General features: G+C 62.5%; 19 protein-coding genes. 7 read left to right on the forward strand and 12 right to left on the reverse strand.

Features of this window, described 5'->3' with window-relative positions; genetic code table 11:
• Together Q7U49_RS14575 and Q7U49_RS14580 are read right to left on the reverse strand one after the other, a co-directional pair.
• A partial coding sequence (locus Q7U49_RS14575; RefSeq protein WP_304765238.1) for a multicopper oxidase family protein occupies positions 1 to 1,016 on the reverse strand: 1,016 nt, incomplete at its 3' end.
• Between the two features lie 14 nt (positions 1,017 to 1,030).
• Positions 1,031 to 2,095 (reverse strand): TolC family protein, encoded by a 1,065-nt coding sequence (locus tag Q7U49_RS14580; protein ID WP_304765241.1) that lies wholly within the window; start codon positions 2,093 to 2,095, stop codon positions 1,031 to 1,033.
• A 207-nt stretch (positions 2,096 to 2,302) separates the two neighbouring features.
• On the opposite strand from Q7U49_RS14580, the gene Q7U49_RS14585 reads away from it, so the two are divergent.
• The 3 genes from Q7U49_RS14585 to Q7U49_RS14595 all read left to right on the forward strand — a co-directional run bounded on the left by Q7U49_RS14585 (position 2,303) and on the right by Q7U49_RS14595 (position 5,120).
• Positions 2,303 to 2,770 (forward strand): DUF411 domain-containing protein, encoded by a 468-nt coding sequence (locus Q7U49_RS14585; RefSeq protein ID WP_370654018.1) that lies wholly within the window; start codon positions 2,303 to 2,305, stop codon positions 2,768 to 2,770.
• 239 nt (positions 2,771 to 3,009) lie between these two features.
• Positions 3,010 to 3,696, forward strand: a complete 687-nt coding sequence (locus Q7U49_RS14590) for a heavy metal response regulator transcription factor (protein ID WP_304765244.1) — start codon at positions 3,010 to 3,012, stop codon at positions 3,694 to 3,696.
• Positions 3,684 to 5,120: a heavy metal sensor histidine kinase gene (locus tag Q7U49_RS14595; RefSeq protein WP_304765246.1), complete on the forward strand. Its 1,437-nt coding sequence runs from the start codon at positions 3,684 to 3,686 to the stop codon at positions 5,118 to 5,120. Before Q7U49_RS14590 ends, Q7U49_RS14595 begins: the two co-directional genes overlap by 13 nt.
• A 67-nt stretch (positions 5,121 to 5,187) precedes the next feature.
• Here the strand turns inward: Q7U49_RS14595 and Q7U49_RS14600 are convergent, their stop codons facing one another.
• The gene (locus Q7U49_RS14600; protein WP_304765248.1) at positions 5,188 to 5,355 is read right to left on the reverse strand and encodes a hypothetical protein; all 168 of its coding nucleotides are present in this window, start codon (positions 5,353 to 5,355) and stop codon (positions 5,188 to 5,190) included.
• A 164-nt stretch (positions 5,356 to 5,519) separates the two neighbouring features.
• Between Q7U49_RS14600 and Q7U49_RS14605 the strand changes: the two genes are divergently transcribed.
• Together Q7U49_RS14605 and Q7U49_RS14610 are read left to right on the forward strand one after the other, a co-directional pair.
• Positions 5,520 to 6,845 carry an AarF/ABC1/UbiB kinase family protein gene (locus Q7U49_RS14605; RefSeq protein ID WP_304765250.1) on the forward strand — a complete coding sequence of 442 codons (1,326 nt, stop codon included), beginning with the start codon at positions 5,520 to 5,522 and terminating at the stop codon, positions 6,843 to 6,845.
• Between the two features lie 111 nt (positions 6,846 to 6,956).
• A complete protein-coding gene (locus Q7U49_RS14610) occupies positions 6,957 to 7,499 on the forward strand; it encodes a polymer-forming cytoskeletal protein (RefSeq protein ID WP_304765253.1) in 543 nt (180 codons plus the stop codon).
• Positions 7,500 to 7,518: 19 nt separating this feature from the next.
• Here the strand turns inward: Q7U49_RS14610 and Q7U49_RS14615 are convergent, their stop codons facing one another.
• The 8 genes from Q7U49_RS14615 to Q7U49_RS14650 all read right to left on the reverse strand — a co-directional run bounded on the left by Q7U49_RS14615 (position 7,519) and on the right by Q7U49_RS14650 (position 18,309).
• The gene (locus Q7U49_RS14615) at positions 7,519 to 8,184 is read right to left on the reverse strand and encodes a DsbA family oxidoreductase (RefSeq protein WP_304765256.1); all 666 of its coding nucleotides are present in this window, start codon (positions 8,182 to 8,184) and stop codon (positions 7,519 to 7,521) included.
• Positions 8,185 to 8,246: 62 nt separating this feature from the next.
• Positions 8,247 to 8,642 carry a hypothetical protein gene (locus tag Q7U49_RS14620; protein WP_304765259.1) on the reverse strand — a complete coding sequence of 132 codons (396 nt, stop codon included), beginning with the start codon at positions 8,640 to 8,642 and terminating at the stop codon, positions 8,247 to 8,249.
• Positions 8,643 to 8,725: 83 nt separating this feature from the next.
• Complete coding sequence (locus Q7U49_RS14625) at positions 8,726 to 10,612, reverse strand: PAS domain-containing sensor histidine kinase (RefSeq protein ID WP_304765262.1); 1,887 nt, start codon at positions 10,610 to 10,612, stop codon at positions 8,726 to 8,728.
• 34 nt (positions 10,613 to 10,646) lie between these two features.
• Positions 10,647 to 11,792, reverse strand: coding sequence for an HD-GYP domain-containing protein (locus Q7U49_RS14630; protein ID WP_304765265.1), 1,146 nt, complete (start codon positions 11,790 to 11,792; stop codon positions 10,647 to 10,649).
• 7 nt (positions 11,793 to 11,799) lie between these two features.
• Positions 11,800 to 15,087, reverse strand: a complete 3,288-nt coding sequence (locus Q7U49_RS14635; RefSeq protein WP_304765268.1) for an ATP-binding protein — start codon at positions 15,085 to 15,087, stop codon at positions 11,800 to 11,802.
• A gap of 47 nt (positions 15,088 to 15,134) precedes the next feature.
• Positions 15,135 to 17,264, reverse strand: a complete 2,130-nt coding sequence (locus Q7U49_RS14640; protein WP_304765270.1) for an ATP-binding protein — start codon at positions 17,262 to 17,264, stop codon at positions 15,135 to 15,137.
• Positions 17,265 to 17,304: 40 nt separating this feature from the next.
• Positions 17,305 to 17,667, reverse strand: coding sequence for a response regulator transcription factor (locus Q7U49_RS14645; protein ID WP_304765273.1), 363 nt, complete (start codon positions 17,665 to 17,667; stop codon positions 17,305 to 17,307).
• Positions 17,668 to 17,676: 9 nt separating this feature from the next.
• On the reverse strand, positions 17,677 to 18,309 hold the full coding sequence (locus Q7U49_RS14650) for a response regulator (RefSeq protein ID WP_304765276.1): 633 nt from the start codon (positions 18,307 to 18,309) through the stop codon (positions 17,677 to 17,679).
• Between the two features lie 184 nt (positions 18,310 to 18,493).
• Here Q7U49_RS14650 and Q7U49_RS14655 point away from each other — a divergent pair, with 184 nt between their 5' ends.
• Together Q7U49_RS14655 and Q7U49_RS14660 are read left to right on the forward strand one after the other, a co-directional pair.
• Positions 18,494 to 19,297 (forward strand): DUF2189 domain-containing protein, encoded by an 804-nt coding sequence (locus Q7U49_RS14655; protein WP_370654019.1) that lies wholly within the window; start codon positions 18,494 to 18,496, stop codon positions 19,295 to 19,297.
• Between the two features lie 11 nt (positions 19,298 to 19,308).
• Entirely contained in the window at positions 19,309 to 19,929 is a 621-nt protein-coding gene (locus Q7U49_RS14660) for a nucleoside triphosphate pyrophosphatase (RefSeq protein WP_304765279.1), read from the forward strand.
• 38 nt (positions 19,930 to 19,967) lie between these two features.
• On the opposite strand, the gene ubiD is transcribed toward Q7U49_RS14660, so the two are convergent.
• On the reverse strand, positions 19,968 to 21,452 hold the full coding sequence (ubiD, locus tag Q7U49_RS14665) for a 4-hydroxy-3-polyprenylbenzoate decarboxylase (protein ID WP_304765282.1): 1,485 nt from the start codon (positions 21,450 to 21,452) through the stop codon (positions 19,968 to 19,970).
• Positions 21,453 to 21,524: the final 72 nt, after the last annotated feature.

The following is a 21,524-nucleotide window of genomic DNA, read 5'->3' on the forward strand; positions in this document are numbered from 1 at the left end:
CCGATCATGGTCGGCACGTCGTGGCCCATGGCGTTCATGGTGTGGTGGCTCTTGTGGCAGTGCATGGCCCAGTCGCCTTCTTCGTCGGCGATCAGCTCGATCTGGCGCATTTGCCCCACCGCCACATCGGTGGTGACTTCGTACCAGCGTGTGCCGGGCGGGGTTGGTCCACCGTCGGTGCCGGTGACCAGAAACTCATGACCATGCAGGTGAATGGGGTGGTTGGTCATGGTGAGATTGCCCACCCGGATGCGCACGCGGTCGTTCAGACGCACGTTCAAGGTGTCGATGGCCGGGAACACCCGGCTGTTCCAGCACCAGATGTTGAAGTCGGTCATGGTGTTGATCTTGGGTGTTTTGCTGCCGGGCTCGACGTCGAAGGCGTTGAGCAAAAAGCAGAAATCCCGGTCCACGTCGCTGATGTGCGGGTGTTTGGCCTTGGGGTGGGTCACCCACATGCCCATCATGCCCATGGCCATTTGCACCATCTCATCGGCGTGCGGGTGGTACATGAAGGTGCCGGGGCGACGCGCCTCGAACTCGTAGACAAAGGTCTTGCCCACAGGAATGGCGCGTTGGGTGAGTCCGCCGACGCCATCCATGCCGCATGGCAGGCGCTGGCCGTGCCAGTGGATGGTGGTGTGCTCTGGCAACTTGTTGGTGACAAAAATGCGCACGCGGTCGCCTTCAACCACTTCAATGGTCGGGCCCGGGCTTTGGCCGTTGTAGCCCCACATGTTGACCTTGAAACCCGGCGATACCTCGCGCACCACCGGCTCGGCCACCAGGTGAAATTCCTTGACGCCGTTGTTCATGCGCCAGGGCAGGGTCCAGCCGTTGAGGGTGACCACCGGGTTGTAGGGCCGACCCGTGCTGGGAACCAACGGTGGCGCGGTGGCCACCGAGTTCTGGATCACCGGCTCGGGCAAGCCGGCCAGCGCCGAGCGCGCGACGGCCAGGCCCGCCACCGATGCGGCTGCACCGGCAAAAAATTGTCTGCGTGAGTTAAGTTGCATGTTGTTCGTTCCTGTTAATGCGCAGCGGGGGTAGCTGCCTCACCGCCACCGCCCAGTGCTACAAAACTGTCGGGTGCGCCGCCTTGCAGCACCCACTGCAGGTCGGCCTCGGCGATCCAGAAGTCACGCTGCGCAGCGATGGCATCGATCGCCGCCTGGGACTGGTTGCGCGATGCGTCCAGCACATCCCACACGCTGCTGAGCATGCCGTTGTAGCGCAACACGGTTTCTTCGCTGATGAATTCTTGTGTCTTCTGCGCATCGCGTGTGCCCTTGGCCAGCGCGTGGCTGGCCTGGTAAGCCGCCAGCGCCAAGCTGAAGTTGGCCTGGTTGCGCAGGCCCTCGGCCTCCGGCAGTTGCGCCTGCACGGCCTGTGCCTTTTGTCGCCATACGTCAGGCAGGACAAGTTCCGGCGGCAGCTCTGGCAGGGCTTCGGGCAGCGTCACGTTGGTGACATTTCCAGTCAGGCCCAGTGTTCTGATCAAAGTGGCCTGGGCCTGCGTGGCGGCGTACTGCGCGCGCGCCAGGGCCATCTGCGCCGATGATTGCACCAGCTGCACCCGGGCTTGTTGCAACGCGCTCCAGTTGCCCACGTTCACCATGCGCTGTCCCAGTTCGCTTGCTGAGTCAGCAGCAAGCACGATGGCCTGGTGATGGGCCAGGGACTGACGTGCGGCAAGTGCCTGCAACCACGCTTTCCTGGCTTGCACCGCCACGTGCAAGACCTCGTCCATGTCGTCCACCTTGCGTTGCAGGACAGGGTCGATGTCGGTCCAGCGACCGGTTGCCACCCGTGCCTCATTGGCCGTGCCCAGGCGTGCCAACGGCCGTGCCAGATCGCGGTGGTTGCGCCAGGCCTGACGCGTGACATCCTCCACCGTCAACAACTTGATCCCCTCTGCGACCGGCCCTTGCAGCGCCGGGGGCGGCACATTGGCTTGCTCCCATTTGAGTACGTCCGCATGGCCGCGTTTGAGCTGGCCCACCGCCTCGTTGGCTCGTCGCCAGTCGGTCTCGGCGCCGGGGGCTGCCGTCTGTGCAGCCAGCGCCAACGGCACCGACACGAGGCCCAATGCCATGGCCGGCCACATGTTTTGTGGTTTAAATTTGAGAATCACTATTTCCAATCCTTTTGATATAGATCAAACAAGTTTTATTTTGCTGGTGTTTCGGTATCAGCCCGATGTCGCGCAAATTACAAAAAAGTAATGTCGCGGTCATGTCGAAGTCGACACCCCGGTCACACACTCCATCTACAGTTTCAACAACGACAAAGGAACCAGAAAATGCATGCAAGCTCAATGACAGGCCGTCGCTTTTGGCTCATGGGGGCACTGATGTTGCCGCTGGCGGGCATGGCCGCCGCACCGAAAAGCATTCCCATGGAAGTCTGGAAAGACCCCAGTTGTGGCTGCTGCAAGGACTGGATTGCGGCGATGGAGCAGGCCGGGTTTTCGGTGCGGGTGTCCGACATCGGCAACAAGGGTGTGCGTGCCCGGCTGGGCCTGCCGGCCTCACTGGGCTCGTGCCACACCGCCCGCGTGGGCGGCTACGTGGTTGAGGGCCATGTCCCGGCGCGCGAGATCAAACGCCTGCTGCGTGACAAGCCCGACGCCCTGGGGCTGACCGTGCCCGGCATGAAGGTGGGCTCACCCGGCATGGATGGCCCGGCCTACCAGGGCCGCAAGGACCCGTATGACGTGTTGCTGGTGCGGCGCGACGGCAGCACTTCCGTTTATCAAAGCTATGCGTGACGGGATTGCAAACCGCCCGGATGAAAATACGAGTGACTGTTTGCGCCGCGGCGCGCATTGGGTATCTGACTGCGCTCATGTCCCCCGGTTCGGGCTGACGCCCGAACCTCCTCCTTGACTTCGCTCCGCCAAACACCCAACACACGCTGCTCGGGTTGTGGTCGCCGCGTTGGTGCGTAAACCCGATTGCACCAATCAGGGCAGAATAGCCACAGCTTGATCCTGAAAGAAAAACCACCATGAAAATCCTCATCGTCGAGGACGAAGTCAAAACCGGGGACTACCTGAAACAAGGCCTGACCGAGGCCGGCTTTACGGTGGACCTGGCGCGCGATGGTGTCGACGGGCTCCACCTTGCCTTGACCGAGCACCACGACATGGCCATTCTGGATGTGATGTTGCCCGGCATCGATGGTTGGGGCGTGCTGGCCGGCATTCGACGTTCCGGCAAAGACCTGCCCGTGATGTTTTTGACCGCCCGCGATGCGGTGGATGATCGCGTCAAGGGACTGGAGTTGGGCGCCGACGACTATTTGCTCAAACCCTTTGCGTTTTCCGAGTTGCTGGCGCGCGTGCGCACGCTGTTGCGCCGTGGTGGCAAAGCCCCGACCGACCCCTTTTTGCGCGCGGCCAATCTGGAGCTGGACTTGATGCGTCGGCGTGTCAGCCGCGCGGGTCAACGCATTGACCTGACCGCCAAGGAATTTGCTCTGCTTGAGCTGCTGCTGCGGCGTCAGGGCGAGGTGCTGCCACGCTCGCTGATCGCCTCGCAGGTGTGGGACATGAATTTTGATTCCGACACCAATGTGATCGAGGTTGCCATGCGCCGCCTGCGTGCCAAGGTGGACGACGACTTTAGCCCGAAACTGATCCGCACGGTGCGCGGCATGGGTTATGTGCTGGAAGACCCCACTTGCGCGCCCTGAACCGAATTTCGCTGACGCAGCGCCTGACGCTGATGTTCGTTCTGGCGGCCTCCAGTGTGCTGCTGGGGCTGGGTTTTGTCGTTGCCGCGTCGGTGGAGCAGCACTTTGAAGACCTTGACATGGAGGTGCTTTCGGGCAAGATGGAACTCACCCGCCAGGCTTTGCTGCGCGTGCATTCCCAGCAAGGCCTGACCGAATTCACCCACCAGCTGGCCTATTCCCTGGTGGGCCACCACGGCATGGAAGTGATGGTGATCGACGCCGATGAAGCGGTGATTTTTGCCACCGGTCACGCCGGTTTTGATCCTGCGCTGGTGATCCGGCAAGCCACTCAGGCGTCAAATCAACCGGCGCTGTGGCAGCTCGACGCACAGACTTACCGCGGCCTGGCCGCCCGATTCCCCACGGCGATCGCGGATGCCGCCGGGCAGCCGCTGCGGGTCTATGTGGCGGTAGCCGCCGACATTGGCCACCACCAGGCCTACATGCAGTCTTTTTTGCAAACCCTGTGGCTGTTTGTGGCCGGCGCGGCCTTGCTGACCGGCATGCTGGGTTGGGTGGCGGTGCACCGGGGTTTGGCGCCCCTGCGCGCCATGCGCCGGCAAGCACAGGGCGTGACCGCGCAGCAGCTCAGCCAGCGTCTGCCGGTGAACACCATCCCGCGCGAGCTGGCCGAACTGGCGCAGTCGCTCAACGAGATGCTGGCGCGCCTGGAAGAAGCTTTTCAACGGCTCACCGAGTTTTCGTCGGACATTGCCCACGAGTTGCGCACGCCGGTGAGCAACCTGTTGACGCAAACCCAGGTGACCTTGTCGCGCGCCCGCGGCGCCGACGACTACCGGCAGATTCTGGAGTCGAACGCGGAGGAATTCGAGCGCATGGCACGCATGATTTCAGACATGCTGCTGCTGGCCAAGTCAGACCACGGCCTGGCGTTGTTGCAGCGGCAAGAACTGTCACTGGCCGATGAAGTGCGCGCCCTGTTTGATTATTTTGACGCGTTGGCCGAGGAAAAAAATGTGACGCTGCGCCTTCTGGGGGACGGCACGGTCAGTGCCGACCGCCTGATGCTGCGCCGGGCGCTGGGCAACCTGCTGTCCAACGCGCTGCGCCACGCCGACCCCGCGAGCACCGTGACGGTGCGCGTGCAGATGCTGGAGCGGGGCGTGGAAATCAGCGTGGCCAATCAGGGCGAACCCATAGCGCCCGAACATTTGCTGCGCGTCTTTGACCGTTTTTTCCGGGTCGACCCGGCGCGTCAGCGCAGCTCCGAGGGCACCGGCCTGGGCTTGGCGATTACCCAGTCGATTGTGCAAGCGCATGGCGGCAGGATTTCGGCGGCATCGAATGAGGGGGTCACCACGTTCACGATGTCCTTGCCTGATCAGTTGGGGTCAGAGCACGTCGCTGCGCGAGTGGTCTGACCCGCAAAGTATCAGTCTTGTTGGGGTCCGCGCACGTCGCCTCGCGAGTGGTCTGACCCGTAAGTTTTCAGAGTATCCGGTGATAGGCCTTCAACACCAGCGAGGTCAGGCGCAGTGGGGCATGACGCAGCGGCCCGGGCAGCCACTGCGGCGCATTCAATGAGAAACGCGTTGCCCAGCGCGTCACCGGGCGCAGCCATTGCGTGGACTGGACAAAACGTTGCTGTTGGTTCATGGCGGGAAACCTTTGATGGCGTGAAAAGATGCTGCATTGTTGTGCTTTAACGAAAACCTTGCTGGCTGTTCAGGAAGTTCGGACCATGGCCGCAATGTCAGTCAAGCTGCAAGGCTTCCGCTGTTGTGCCCTAATCCGGCATCGTTGCCCTGTGAACCTTCGCCTTGAAAACACCCCCTGACGCTCTCAGCTCGCCCGTGCCCAGCAGCCGTCTGGGCCGACTGGCGCGCCTCGGGCAAATGGCCACGGGGGTGGCTGGCAACATGTTGCTGGCAGGTGCACGCCAATTGGCCCAGGGTAAACGGCCCAATCTGAGCGATTTGCTGCTGACCCCTGCCAATGTCAGCCGGGTGACGCAGCAACTGGCGCAAATGCGTGGTGCGGCGATGAAGCTGGGGCAGTTGGTCTCGATGGATGCCGGCGACCTGCTGCCGCCCGAATTGGCCGCCATTCTGGGGCGTTTGCGCTCCGACGCCCAGCCCATGCCGCAGCGCCAGGTGCAGGCGGTGCTCAGCGCCGCTTGGGGAGCAGGCTGGCAACAGCGTTTTGAGCCGTTCTCGTTCACCCCGATTGCCGCCGCGTCGATTGGCCAGGTGCATCGCGCCAGGACACTGGACGGGCGCGACCTGGCCATCAAGATCCAGTACCCCGGCGTGCGCCGCAGCATCAGCAGCGACGTCAACAATGTGGCGTCGCTGCTGCGCCTGTCGGGCCTGATTCCCAAGACGCTGGACATGGCGCCGCTGCTGTCTGAGGCCAAGCGCCAACTGCGCGAAGAAGCCGACTACCTGGCCGAGGGTGCCCACCTGCAGCGCTTTTCCGAGCTTCTGGCCGATGCACCGGAATTTGTGGTGCCCGCTCATCACGCCGACCTGAGCACCCGAAACGTGCTGGCCATGTCTTTTGTTGGCGGTGTGCCGGTGGAGTCGATGGTGGATGCATCCCAGGCCGAGCGCGACCGCATCGTCAGCCTGCTGGTAGGCTTGCTGTTTCGGGAATTGTTCGAGTTCGGTTTGATGCAGACCGACCCCAACTTTGCCAACTACCGCTATGACCGGGCGACCCGACAGCTGATCCTGCTCGACTTTGGCGCCACGCGCAGTTTTGCTCCTGGCTTTGGTCAAGGCTATCGCGCGTTGATGACGGCTGCCATGGCAGGCGACCGTGCCGCCATGCGGCGGGCGCTGCTGGCGATTGGTTATTTCTCCGGGCAGACGCAGCCCAAGCACCAGGAGGCCGTGTTGTCCTTGTGTGAAATGGCGCTGACGCCGTTGCGCCATCAGGGTCACTTCGACTTTGCCAATTCTGATTTGGTGCCGCGCCTGCGCGAAGCCGGCATGGCCCTGGGTCTGGAGCGCGACTTCTGGCACATTCCTCCCATCGACACGCTTTTTTTGCACCGCAAGCTTGGCGGTCTGTACCTGCTGGCGGCCCGCCTCAAGGCGCGCGTGAACGTGCAGCAACTGGTGCGTGCCTACCAGGCCACCTGAGGTCGGTGCCGGGCTCGACTTGTCGGCCATTCAATCTGTTACAGAACTTGCATTTTCAGTGGCGACTTGGCGCACCCAAACGCCTAGCATGAGGGTTTTAAAAGGAACCCCATGGCCATGTCACCGAATTTCTTCAATAAACGTGAAACCGAATCTGCCACCGCGCGGCATGTGGTGCCTCTGCCGGCGCAAGGCACGACTTACGGTGCCCCCGTTGCTGCGGCAACCCCGCCCGTGGCGAGTTCTGCGGTCGTGGCTGCCAACAATGCCAGCGCAGCCGCGCCGGCGGGCGGCAGCAAGCTCATCGTGGGTCCCAACATCAAGCTCAAGGGCGTGGAGATCACCGACTGTGACACGCTGGTGGTTGAGGGCTTGGTCGAAGCCACGATGGATTCGCGGGTCATGGAAATTGCCGAACAAGGGGCTTTCAAGGGCTCTGCGGAAATTGACGTGGCCGAGATCTACGGCCAGTTTGACGGCAATTTGACGGTGCGCCAGAAACTCGTGATCTATGCCACGGGCAAGGTCACCGGCAAGATCCGTTACGGCAAACTGGTCATTGAAGAAGGCGGACAAATTTCTGGCGATATCCAGTTTGGTGCCGCCCACAGTCCGCGCGCGGACAAGCCCGCCTTGGCCGTGGCCAGCCGGTAAAAATCGGAGCGTCAGAGTGCTACAGGGCGGGGCTGGTGGTCGCGGCAATCTGGCGCAGCGCCTGCTCAAAGACTGCCGCCGGCTGGCCGCCTGAAATCAGATGGCGGTCGTTGATGATGACGGCGGGCACCGAATGGATGCCCAGTCCCGTGTAAAACGCTTCGGCCGCGCGCACCTCGGCAGCAAATTCGTCGCTGGCCAGAATCTGGCTGGCGCGCGCCACATCCAGACCCACTTGCGCCACCGCATCCAGCAACACCTCGGCTGATTCCATGGCCTGGCTGTGGCTGTGGCAGGCCACCAGCAGGGCTTTCTTCAGGGCCAGTTGCCGCTCGGACGATGCCAGCCCGACCCAGTGCAGCAGGCGGTGCGCGGCAAAGGTGTTGTAGACGCGACCGCGCCCCGACGGGTTGAAGACAAAACCGACACCGGCGCCGCGCTGGCGGATGGTGTCGCGGATTTGCGCCTGCTCCTGTGCGGTGGAGCCATATTTTTGCGTCAGGTGTTCGGTGATGTCCTGGCCGCCGGCCGGCATCTGCGGGTTGAGCTCAAAGGGCTGGACGTGCAACTGCACCGCCACGTCGCCCTGCACGTGGGTGATGGCCTGCTCCAGCGCGGCCAGACCAATGGCGCACCACGGGCAGGAGATGTCGGAGACAAAATCAATTTTGAGAGAAGCGGTCATGTGTCGGTTCAGGCTGAAGATGCCAGATTGTCCGGCAAGCCTGATAACCGTGTGTGGCGGGCTTATTTGACGGGTGTGACGGTCACGCCCTGGCGCAGGATGCCACCGGTGGCCGCGCTGCCTTCGGTGCTGCCCTCGGCGCCCATGCGCGCTTCACAGGCCAGCCGGTCCTCGCCTTCATGCACTTGGCAGCGACGCAGCGCATTCTGTTGGTACTGCCCCGGTGCATCGTTCAGCTGGCCGCGTCGGGCCTCCGCCAAGGCGTTGCCGGCCTCGCGGCGGCAGGTGGCGAGGTCCTGATGGCTTTGGCCGCTGTTGCAAGCGGTCATGTCCTGGCGATACCGTGCCTGGGCCTCGGTGGCTGCCGTTGGCGGCGCAGCCAGTGCCGCAGCGGAGCACAAAAGGCTGACCGCCGCAATGGCGGTAAGAGAACGAAATGGGAGAAGGAAAACGGTCATGATGGCGCCTCTTGAAGTGAGGGGCCAAGACTAAAGTTGCGGCAGAGGCCTGTCTGTGTGGTGACGCACGGTGTGCGGCTGCGTCAATTTACTCCGGCTGGGAATATCAGGCTCACGGTGGTTCCTTCTGCGGGGGCGCTGCAGATGTCCATGCTGCCATAGTGCAGCGCCATGATCTCCTTGACGATGCTCATGCCCAGACCCGTGCCCGATACCTTGCCGGAGGTGTCGGCGCGGTAAAAGCGCTCGCCCACGCGCCCGGCCTGTTCCGCCGTCATGCCTACGCCCTGATCGGTGATGTGGATGGCGATTTGGCCCGGCAGGCTTTGCACCGTAATGTGCACCGGCTGGCCCGGCGCTGAATACTTGTAGGCGTTGGACAGTACATTGAGCAAGGCCATCTGGGCCTTTTTTTGATCCGCCCGCAAAAATGCCGGCTCGGCGGTAAGCGCCATGGTGGGCGGCGTCCGGTCCTTGGGCAGCTTGAGGCCGCGCACCACGTCCTCGATCAGGGATTGCACCGGTATGGTTTCAAAGACAACGTCCTTACCCTGCAAGGCTTCGATCCGGGCCAGATCCAGCAGTTCATTCAGGATGGATGCCATGAGCTTGGACTGGCGGTAAATGATTTCCAGAAACTCCTTGCGCTCCGCCTCGCTCAGCTGCTCGGTCAGCAGCACCTCGGCGAAGCCGAAAATGCCCGACATGGGGGTGCGCAACTCGTGCGCGGCGGTGGACAGGAATTCGCTCTTCATGCGCTCCACCGCCGTTTCATGGCTGATGTCGCGCAGCGAGAGAATCTGCGAGACCGATTGCTCCTGCGATTCGCGCAAGCTCATTCTCAAAACGCGCCGGCCGGCGGCGGCGCCTGCAGCCTGCTTCAACTCGAACACCTGGTGCGACTCATGGCCACGGCCGGTGTGCGCCGCGCTGCGCAGCGCGGCCAGATCCTGAAAACGTGCCTCTGGGAGACACAAGGCCGCCAGTTTGTGTGAAAACGCCAGCTCGTCGAGCCCGATCACCTCGGCGGCAGTCAGTCCGGTGAGGGTGGTGAACGCCGGGCTGACATACTTGACCAGGCGCCTGTGATCAAAGGCCACATAGCCGTCCGGGCTCAGGGCAAAGATGGCATCGAGTTGTGCGCTGTGCTCGCTCAGCAGCGCCTCGGCGGCCTTGCGCTGGCTGATGTCGACAAAGCTGCCGACCATGCGCAGCGGCTGTCCGTCGGCGTCACGCTCGACCACGTCGCCACGGTCCAGTACCCAGACTTCCTGCTGGCCGCTCAGACGCATGCGGTGTTCGCTTTGGTAGCGTCCCTTGCCGGCCAGGCAGTCTCGCAGCCGGGCCATCACCCCGGCTTTGTCGTCGGCATGTAACAGCGCGGCAAATTCGTGCAGCGGGTGCTGCAGGTAGGCCTCGTCGAGCCCGGTGATCTGGCACCAGCGCCGGTTGTGCGTGACGACGCCACTGCGGATGTCCCAGTCCCAGATGCCTTCACCCGTGGCGTCAAGCACATAGTTGAGACGTCGCTCGCTTTCTTCCAGCTTGAGCTGCACCCTTTTCAGTTCCGAGACATCATTGGCGATCACCAGGATCTGCTTTTTGCCTTCGGGCGTGGTCAGGGGGATCTTGATGGACTGGTAGTAAACGGTCTCGCCGGTGGTGGCGTCGGTGGACTCTTCCATGACCACCCGGGTCTCGCCCTGCGACATGACGTCACGCACGTTTTGCAGGTAAAACGCCACCTGCTCGGCGTTGGGGTTGAAGGCACCATCGTCCTTGCCCTCCAGCTGGTCGGGCGTGGTGCCGTAGAGCTGGGCCAGCGCGCGGTTGCCGAGCAAAAACTTGCCATCCCAATCCTTCATCAGGATGATGTTGGGGTTCTCGTCGATGACGGTGCGCAGCAGCGTGTTGGCGTCCTGCAAGTGGCTGTTGAGCGTGTCGGTGCTGCGTCTACGGTGTGTTGTCATGACTGGGAGTGCTGAAGTTGGCGCTGTAAGCGGGTCAGTTGCCGACGATCGTGGCCAGGTGGGCCGCCTTTTTCTGCAACGCTTCGTCGCTGTCGGCATAACGCGCAGCGATGTCCCGAAATTCATCTTCGAGCGCCAGGAAGGCATCGACCACGTCCGGGTCAAAGTGTTTGCCCCGGCCCTTCACCAAAATGGCCCGGGCCTTGTCGTGGTCCATGCCGTCCTTGTAAACGCGACGGCTGATGAGGGCGTCATAGACGTCAGCCAGTGCCATCAGGCGCGCGGGGATCGGAATCGCATCCCCCACCAGGCCTTGTGGATAGCCCGAACCGTCCCACTTCTCGTGGTGCGAATAGACGATCTGCTTGGCAATCTGGATGAATTCCAGCGACTCCATGCTCGCCACCTGCGCCTGCATCAGGGCTTCATAACCCAACCGGGGATGCGTTTTCATGATCTCGAACTCGTGAGGCTCATAGCGCCCGGGCTTGAGCAAAATGCGGTCTGGAATGCCCACCTTGCCGATGTCGTGCAGCGGCGCGCACTTGAACAGCATGTCGATCACGCTGGGGCTCAGGAAACTGGAAAAACACGGGTGCCCGCTCAGGTGTCGGGCCAGGGCCCGGATGTAGTGCTGGGTGCGCCGCAAATGGTTGCCGGTTTCCACGTCGCGCACCTCGGCCAGCGAGGCCAGCGCCAGAATGGTGACCTCTTGCAGCGCTGCCATGTCGCGCGCCCGTTTGGCCACCTCGAATTCCAGATACTCGTTGTTGACCCGCAGGGTCCGGGCGTGCGTGGCATCGACCAGGTGCGCGCGTAGCCGGGACAGCAGGATCTCGGGGCTGATCGGGCGGGTGATGTAGTCGACCGCACCCAGGGCCATGCCCATTTCCTCGTTTTCCACCTCGTTCTTGCTGGTCAAAAAAATCACCGGGATATGCTGCGTGCGCGGGTTCCGCTTGAGCTCGCGGCAGACCTCGTAGCCGTTGATATCGGGCATCATGATGTCGAGCAGGATCAGGTCGGGCTCGTCCTGGCTCACCATGGCGAGCGCCTTGGCGCCATGGTTGACTGCCTTGACGGTGTAGGACCCGTGCAGCAGGCCAAACAGCAGGGACAAGTTGGCCGGCGAGTCGTCCACGACCAAAATGGTGGGTTTAACGGGGAGAAACAGGTCCATGGCCACTCTAGTTTGGGGCGATGCGCGCGTCGGCTGCCGCTTGCTGGAGCGTTTGCAGTGCGTCCGAGAATTCAAACTCCTGCACTTGTTGCGCCAGTAGCTCGAATTTAACACCCAGTCCGTTGCGCAGCAAGCCGGCTTGGGTTTGCAGCAATAACTCGGCTTCCGCATTGTTGGCCGCCAGCAGCCTGGCCAGCGTGCTGCAGGTGTCCGACAGTCGCTGGGCATCCATTGGCTGCCCGGCTTGGACCGGGTCTGGCGTGTCAGGCAAGGCCTTGCGCAGACGCAGTGCCAGATGCGCCAGGTGCGCCGTTAGCGGCGCAAGCAGGCTCTGTACGGCCATGGGTGGCTGGCCCGCTTGCACCGCCTGGTGCAGGGTGTGCTCGACTTCGCTGCTCAGCGCGCTGCAACGGACGGCACCCACGTTGGCCGAGACGCCCTTGAGGTTGTGCACCAGGTGCTGTGCCTGTAACCACTGGCCGGCATCGGCGAGTTCTGCCAGCTGGTCCGGCAGGCGGCTGATGGTGTTCAAGAATTTCTTCAGAACGCCGTGGTACAGCGTCTGGTTGCCCCCGCACAGTCGCAAGCCCTGCACCGTGTCGATGCCGCTGACGCGCAGCGTGTTGCGTGGCCGCTGCGGCGCGTCGGGCACGGCCGATGCACTGGCAGTGGGCCGGGGTGACGCCGGTTGGCCCCACAGGGCCAGGCTTTGATGCAGTGCTTCGGGGTCGATGGGTTTGCTCAGGTGGTCGTTCATGCCCTCTTCGAGGCACCGGGCCGCGACCTCGATGTCCGCGTGCGCCGTCAAGGCGATGATCGGCAAATCTTTAAAACGCTCTTGCTGGCGCAGTGCCAGCGTGGCCTGGTGGCCGTCCATGACTGGCATTTGCAAGTCCATCAGCACCAGCGACCAGGGCAGGGGCTGGGCTGTGTTTTGCAGCATGTCCAGCGCCTGCTGGCCGTTGTCCGCCAGCGTCACGCGCACGCCCATCGCGGTCATGAGTTCGCTGGCAATTTGCTGGTTGATCTCGTTGTCTTCGACCAGCAGCACGGCCAAGCCATCCAATGGGTGCCTGCCAGTGGCCGACAAGCTCGATTCACCCGGCGTCACGGGCTCCGGCCATGCTGCCAGCGCCGCAGGCAACTCTTCAAAGGCCGTTGGTGGGGCGTCCTGCGTCGGGCTGTCGTCCACGTCGGTGCGGGCTTTATGGGTTGGCAGATCCAGCCAGGCGGTGAAGGTGAACGTGCTGCCCACCCCCTGCTCAGACTGCACCACCAGATGGCCGCGCATCATTTCAACCAGGCTTTTTGAAATCGTCAGGCCCAGCCCGGAGCCGCCAAAACGGCGGGTGGTCGAGCTGTCGGCCTGGCTGAAGGCGGTGAAGAGTTTGCTGCGCTGTTCCGCCGTCATGCCAATGCCACTGTCCTGCACCGACACCGTCAATTGCACCCGCTGACGCTGGCGCTGCGTCGCCACAACAGTCACCTTGACGCGGCCGTGCTCGGTGAATTTGATCGCGTTGTGGCTCAGGTTGGTCAGCACCTGTTTGAGGCGGGTGGCATCGCCCATCAGGGTTTGCGGTACGTCGGGCTGCACCTCGATCGAAAATTTGATGAGCTTCTGATGCGCCAGTTGTCCCACCAGCGTGGTCACGCTGTCGAGCACCTGGTTCAGCCTAAAGGGCGCTGATTCCAGGTTCATCTTGTTGGCACCAATCTTCGAGTAATCCAGGATGTCGTTGATGATGCCCACCAGCGCCTTGCCCTCGGTGTTGATTTTTTGCAGATAGTCGCGCTGCTTGGCATTGAGATCGGTTTCCAGCGCCAGGCCTGACAGGCCGATCACCGCATTCATCGGGGTGCGGATTTCATGGCTCATGTTGGCCAAAAATTCACTCTTGGCGCGGTTGGCCTCATCGGTCTGCTGGCGCGCTGCGCGGGTCAGTTCGAATTGCTGGTGCAGTTCACTGGCCTGCTGGATCAATTCCTGTTGCTGCACCTGGAGCACTTCCCCGGACTGTTGCAGGTCGTGCGCCTGGTCCTGCGTTTTCGCCATCAGGTCTTGGGTGACCCGGTTGCGCTCGAAGATTTCCAGGTTCAGCGCCACCAGCGGCAGCAGTTCGTCCAGCAGGGCCCGGTGGCGCGGGTCCAGGGCGCCATGGGTGGCGAGCACCAGGTACGCCAGCACCTGTTTTTTTCCTGCCGGTATCACCGGAACCATCAGTACCGAGCCTGCTTCAAACCCCGGCAGCTCGGCCAGCTCGTCGGTGTTGGCAAAATTGGTTACCAGTGGCGCAGGGTCCGCCACGCCGGCCACGCCGAGCAGGGCATAACGCTGGCTCGGTCTGTCCAGAATATAGAGCAGGCCGGCCTGGGCGCCCAACAGCGCGATCAATCGGGCCAGCAAGGTGTCGGCAAACGCGTTCAGCGTTTCCAGCGACAGCACGCTGGAGGCAATGTCAGCGGTGTTGGACTTGATCCAGCGCAGCACTTCCACCTCGCGCGCGGCATGCTGCAGCACGGTGAGGGCGCGGGCCATGGCGCCCACATCGTTGTGGAAATCGGTGTGCGGCACGGGGCTGTCCAGCTGGCCGCGCGCCATGGCTTCAATGCGCAAACGCAGGCGCTCCAGGGGTTGGCTGATGGATCTGATCAGCAACAGGCCGGTGCCCAGGGCCACCAGCAGTCCCAGCACCAGCAGCAGCAAGCTCAGGTGCTCATAAGCTGTGGCAAAAGCTTCGGCGTTTTCCCAGGCCTGGAGCGCGTTGCTTTCCTTGTGCTGCACCAGCGCATCCAGCCGGCGGTCAACTTCCTCAAACAAGGCCAGGTTGCCCGGCTCGAACAGCAAGGCCGCTGCCGCCGGGTCAAAGCGCTGGTCGGTTGCCACCCGATCGGTGATCTGGTTCACGCGCTGCAGGTAGCGCTCCAGCGTGTCAAGGGTCTCGGCCAGCAGGCGCTGGCCTTTTTCCGAACGGAAGCGAGTTTTGCTCTCTTCCATGTTGCGCCGCAACTCCTGGTGCGCGAGGTCCAGCGCGCGCCGGGCATTGTCGCGCTCACCGGCATTGCGGGCCAACAGCATTTGCCGCAGGTTGCGCCCAACTTCCATCAGGTGGGTCTGGGCCTCCTTGGTCACAGACAAGCCCACCAGCTTGAGTGTGTACATGTCGCGCAGCTGCGCTGCCTGCTGGCGCTCGCCGTAGATGGCGTGCGCACCCAGCAGCAAAATAATGCCCAGCAGGACACCCAGTCCGAAACGAAGCTTGCAGCCCAGCGTGAGCCGCTCAAGAAAGTCCATGCCGCTGTGCAACAGGAGAGGCTGTGACTTGATTGCACTCACAGGCGTCAGTCCAGCACGACGGGGCGGGTGTCCTGGATTGTGTCGTCCAGCTCTGAGCGGCTGGGACCGGCCGCGTCAAAGCTGTCCTGCAGGGTGGTGTAGGTGGGCAGGCACAGGCGTACCGTGGTGCCCGCGCCGGGCGCGCTGTCAATCTCAAGCGTGCCATGGTGCAGCGCAATGATTTCCTTGACGATGCTCATGCCCAGACCGGTGCCGGGAATCCTGCCCGAGGGGTCGGCGCGATAAAAGCGTTCACCCACGCGCGCCCGTTGCGCTGCGTTCATGCCGATGCCGCGGTCGGTGACCTCGATGCACACGCCGGGAGCCTGGGCGGCCGTGTTCCTGACCCACGCCTTGAGCACCACCGGACCACCGTTCGGCGAGTATTTGAATGCGTTGGAGACCACGTTGAGCAGGGTCTGGCGTAGCTTGCCGGCGTCGGCCATCAGGTACAGGGGGTGTTCGGGCAACGTCAGTTCCAGGCCCCTGCGGCCATTGGGCACGGGGTAAGTGCGGGCCAGGTCGGTGACCAGCAATTGCAGGTCGACACGGGTGTAGCGGAAGTCCTTGTCACGGCGCGCCTCGATGCGGGCCAGGTCCAGCAGTTCGTTGAGGATGTTGTTCATCAGCTTGGACTGGACGTAAATGGTATTCAGGAACTCGTGCTGGGTTGCCTCGTCGAACTTATCGTTGAGCAAGACCTCGGCGTAGCCAAAAATACTGGCCATGGGGGTGCGCAGTTCGTGAGCGGCGGTGGCCAGGAATTCGCTCTTCATCTGGTCGACCTCGGCCTCATGGGTGACGTCACGCAGGTGCAAAATTTGAGACACGCTGGTGGATTGGCTGGAGCGCAGACCGAGTTGCAGTACGCGCTTGCTGTCTTGGTTGAGTTCAATCAGCACGCGCTGGTCGGGTCGGCCCCTGTTGACGGCTGTGCGCAGCGCGGCCACGCCCAGGAAAGGCGTGCTGGCGGAGCAACGCCACGACAGCCAGATCGAGAAATCGTTTTCATCCACGCCTTCCAGCGCCTCCTTGCCCATGCCGGTCAGCTTCCTGAAAGCCGGACTGATGTAATTGACCCGTTTTTTGGCATCGAAAGAGACAAAGCCGTCGGGGCTCAAATCGAAAATGGCGTTGAGCTGGGCGTTGAGCTCTTCGGTCTGATGTTGTTCCCGCTCGCGCAAGCGCATTTCGCTGCGGATTTGCCGCAGATGGCGCGTCAGTGCCGTGGCCAGCGCCAGCACCAGCAGGCTCACAATGGCGGCCTGCAGCCACAAGGCCTGCTTGGCCGTGTTGTGGTTGGCCAGCACCGTCTTGGTATCCAGACCCGCTGCCACCACCAGGGAATGGCCGGGTAGCTTTCGGAAATGCACCATGCGCTCGACCTTGTCGACCGGCGAGTGGGCGGTGAATTGGCCCTCCTGCTCGCCCGCGGCGATGCGCGCAAAAACGAGGGAACTTTTGGCCTCGCTGCCAAACTCTTCGCGGGTGCCCACGCTTCGGGCACGAGCCACACCATCGAGACCGTAGAGCGCCATCAAGCCTTGGTCGCCCAGTTTGAGTTCTTTGTAGAAGCGGGTGAAGTAACCCGGGTCGACCGACACCACCACCACGCCGGCGAAGTCGCCATTCGGGCGGCTGATGCGGCGCGTCAGCTGGATCGACCACTTGCCGGTGGCGCGCCCCAGCACGGGTTGTGAGACAAACAGCGCATCGCTGGGGGTGGTGACATGCACCTTGAAGTGCTCCCGGTCGGACAGGTCGATGTTGCTTGTGATGGGCCGGTTGGCCAGAACATAAATGCCTTTGGCGTTGATGACGCCCACCTGCGGAAAAATCTCTACGTCGATCACACCCTGTGTGGTCAGCGCCGTCAGGTCAAGCTGGTCGCCCAACTCGAGGTAGCGCGACTGAATGAAGCGAATCACCTGGTCGGCGCCGCGAAAGGTCCGGTCGGCGTGCTCCTGGCTGACGCGGGTCAGGTTGGCCAGGTCACGCCTGGCGTTGGCAAGTTCCCTGGTGTGGCTGTCGTTCACCAGCGAGAAAACGTGCCACCACGTCAGGCCCAGCAGCACCGCCGCAGCCAGCCAAAGCAGCAGCACAATACGTCGGTAATGGGAAATGCTGGCAGGCACGGCAGGCTTTCGGGGAGAGGGATATTCGGCTGACGCTTGTTTACTTGAGGTGGTTGCGCACCCAGGTGACCACTTGCAGCGGGCTGAAGGGCTTGATGAAATAGGCATCCGCGCCGCGCGCGCGCGCATCGTCGTGGTCGGCGACTTGACCGCGTGCGGTGATCATGCCCACCAGGGTGTCGCGCGTGTCGGGGTCGGCCTTGATGGCTTGTAGCACCTGCAGGCCGTCGATTTCACCCGGCATCATGATGTCGAGCAGAACCACTTTGGGGTGGTGATGGCGCACCGCGGCAAGCGCGCTCACGCCGTCCTCGGCTTCAAGAATATGGTACTCCTTGCCCAGTGTGATGCTGATCAGGCGGCGGATGTCGGAGTGGTCGTCGACGATGAGGACGGTGTTCATGAGGGCACTTTACGCAGGGGTGTTAAGCAAATAACGGCTTTGGTTGACGATGACGGCGGCAATTTCTTGCAGCCGGTCGAACGGAATGGGTTTGGCCAGGACGAGGATCCCAGGTGGCAGGCCGCCGTGGGCGGCGATGGCCGCCTCATCAAGGCCGGTCACGGCGACGATGGTGGTGTGGGCCAGTTCGGGCGCTTGTTGCAGGATGCGCAGCATGCTGAAGCCGTCCATCTCCGGCATGCTGAGGTCGGTGATCAACAGGTCCGGACTGCGCCGGCCGATCGCCAGCAGGGCTGCAATGGCGCTGCTCATTTCCGTGACTTTGGTGGGCATGGGCCAGCGCGTCAGCTTGGCCTGGTACAAACGCAACAGGTCTGCATCGTCCTCGACCACCATGACGTCGAGCTGGCGCGGCGGGTTGAACAGGGGCTCGGCCGACACCGACTTGACGGGCAGCTCTGGTTCTTGGCGCAGCAGTTGCGCAATGGAGTCGCGCATCACACGGCGGTGGCCGCCTGCGGTTTTCCAGGCCCGTAGCAGGCCGCTTTCTACCCAAAGCTGCACGGTGCCTACCGACACACCAAGCAATTTGGCGGCCTCACGGGTGGTGCAAAACGATTTTTCAATGGTGATGGTGGACATGAGTGTGCGTGCCGGTTTCGCTAAATTATACAATAATTATCACTTTTTGATAAATATTGTTGAATTTAAAGCTGTGATTTGAATTATTTGTGTTGTAACTGCAGCGTCAAAGCGCTTTATTGCACGGTTTGCATGGGTGTTTTCCTTAATGGTCGGACGAGTGCAGACCCGCTAAGCTTGTGCCATGAGTCATTTTCCCCCCGAAGTACCGCCCCCGCTGTATGTGCCGCCGCCCTCCGAGGCACCCCCCAAGGAAGTCATTGCCATGGCCTGGTCTGCGCCGCCGGGTTGGCTGCTACGGGGCTGGCGCGATATGGCAGCGCATCCGGCCATCAGCCTGTTTTACGGCCTGGCATTCTGGTGCATGGCGCTCATTTTGGGCGCGGTGTTCCGCGCCAACCCCGAATACACCATGACCATCGCGTCGGGCTGCCTGCTGGTGGGGCCGTTCCTGGCGATGGGCCTGTATGAGGTGAGCCGCCGCCGTGAACTCGGTCTGGCGGCCGGTTTTGCCAGTTCCATGACCTGCTGGAAAAGCCACTTGCGCAGCATGGGCCTGCTGGTGGGCGTGCTGATCGTGCTGGAGTTGCTGTGGGGCCGGGCCTCGCTGGTGGTGATCGCGGTGTTTTTCAACACCGGCATGCCGTCGTCGGTGGGCGTGGTGCAGGCGGTCTTCAATCCGGACAACCTCGAATTTGTGCTGGCCTACACCTTGGTCGGGGGCGCCTTTGCGGCGCTGGTGTTTGCCATCACCGTGGTCTCTATTCCGATGATTCTGGATCGCGACACTGATGCCATTACCGCGGCCATTGGCAGCATTGAGGTGGTGGTGACGCAGCCCGGTGTCATGCTGTTGTGGGGGGCGCTGATTGTGGCGCTGGTGGCGATGGCCTTGCTGCTGCCCTGGGCGATCGGTCTGGTGCTGGTCGGACCGCTGCTCGGGCACGCTACCTGGCATGCCTATCGGGGGTCAGTGCGCTGGCTGTAGCGCTTCTTTTTATGGGCACCATCCAGCGCCGAATATATTTGTGTTCGCAAGATCCGCGTCGTCGCGAATTGCTCAAACAGATCGGCATCAATTTCGAAGTGCTGCTGTTGCGCTGTGATCCTCGCCGCAGTTCGGATGTCAACGAAACGCCGTTGCACGATGAGTCGGCAGAAGTTTATGTGCGACGCCTCTGTCAAGAAAAAGTCCGTGCAGGTTCGGAATCGCTGCGCTTGCGTAATCTGCCGCTTTTTCCGGTGTTGGCCGCTGAAACCGTCATTGTGTTCAACGGCCAAATTCTTCGCAAGCCGGTCAACGCCAATCAGGCAGCTGACATGTTGCGTCAGTTATCCGGCCATGAGCATCAGGTTCTGAGTGCCGTTGCGGTGGCCTTGGGCAATCGAACTGAAGTTGCGCTGTCGGTCTCTTCGGTACGGTTTGCCAGGCTCAGTGAAGACCGCATCAGCCGCTATCTGCGCAGTGGCGAATATGCCGGCAAGGCCGGTGCCTATGCGATGCAGGGTTTGGCCGGCGCCTTTGTTGAGCATCTGGCAGGGAGTTATTCGGGTGTGATGGGGCTACCCTTGTCTGAGACGGTCGATCTGTTGCAGCGGTTTGATTACCCGACACCCTGAACACGGTCATGCCCAACGGCGTGGTGTCGTGATTGGCCTTACAGCCCCAGCGTCTGCCAGAGTGCGTCAACCTTGGCGGTGACCTCCGGGCTCATGGTCAGCGGCCGGCCCCACTCACGGCTGGTCTCACCGGGCCACTTGTTCGTGGCGTCAATCCCCATCTTGCTGCCCAGCCCGCTCACCGGGGAGGCAAAGTCGAGGTAATCGATGGGCGTGTGGTCGGCCAGCAGGGTGTCACGCGTCGGGTCGACCCGGGTGGTGATGGCCCAGATCACGTCGTTCCAGTCGCGCGGGTTGATGTCGTCGTCGACCACCACAATGAACTTGGTGTACATGAACTGGCGCAAAAAGCTCCAGATGCCAAACATCACGCGCCGGGCGTGGCCGGGGTAGGCCTTTTTGATGCTGACCACCGCCATGCGGTAACTGCAGCCCTCGGGCGGCAGGTAAAAGTCGGTGATCTCGGGGTACTGGCGCTGCAGCAGCGGCACAAAGAGTTCGTTCAGCGCCAGCGCCAGCATGGCCGGCTCGTCGGGCGGCTTGCCGGTGTAGGTGGAGTGGTAAATGGGCTCACGCCGCTGCGTGATGCGGTCAACAGTGAAGACCGGAAACTCGGCCTGCTCGTTGTAGTAGCCGGTGTGGTCGCCAAACGGACCTTCCAGCGCATGCTCGAAGCCGCTTTTGTGGTTGGCGTCCGGGTAGATGTGACCCTCCAGCACAATCTCGGCAAAGGCGGGCACGCGCAACTCGCTGCCCAACGCTTTGACCAGTTCGGTGCGGCTGCCGCGCAACAGCCCGGCAAACTGGTATTCGCTCAAACTGTCGGGCACTGGCGTCACCGCGCCCAGAATGGTGGCCGGGTCGGCACCCAGCGCCACGCACACCGGGTAGGGTTGGCCCGGGTTCTGCTGGGTGTGGTCGCGGAAGTCGAGCGCGCCGCCGCGGTGCGGCAGCCAGCGCATGATGACCTTGTTGCGGGCCAGCACCTGCTGGCGGTAAATCCCCAGGTTTTGCCGCGCCTTATGCGGCCCTTGGGTAATCACCAAGCCCCAGGTGATGAGTGGCGCCACATCGCCGGGCCAGCAGTGCTGGATCGGCAGCCGGGCCAGGTCGACGTCGGTGCCTTCCCACACCACGTCCTGACACGGCGCGCTGTGCAACTCCTTCGGTGCCATGCTCCACAGCGTCTTGACCAGGCTGCCCATGCCCATGAGTTCTTTGAACCTCTTGGGCGCCTCGGGTTCCTTGAGCGTGGCCAGCACATGGCCAAACTGGCGCAACTCGCTCACGTCATTGACGCCCATGCCCAAAGCGACGCGGCGCGTGGTGCCAAACAGGTTGCCCAGCACCGGGATGTGGTGGCCGGTGGGCTGCTCGAACAGCAGGGCCGGGCCGCCGGCGCGCAGCGTGCGGTCGCACAGGACGGTCATCTCCAGGTGTGGCGACACCTCGGCCTGGATGCGCTTGAGCTCGCCCAATTGTTCGAGTTGGGTGATGAAGTCTCGGAGGTCGCGGTAGGCCATGGTGATGAAATGAATGGGGGTCAGATTCCAATTAAATTGGGCGTAGCGTTGCGGACTGCCTGCCTTGCGGGT

The organism is Rhodoferax sp. (assembly GCF_030653815.1).
GTDB lineage: Bacteria > Pseudomonadota > Gammaproteobacteria > Burkholderiales > Burkholderiaceae_C > Rhodoferax.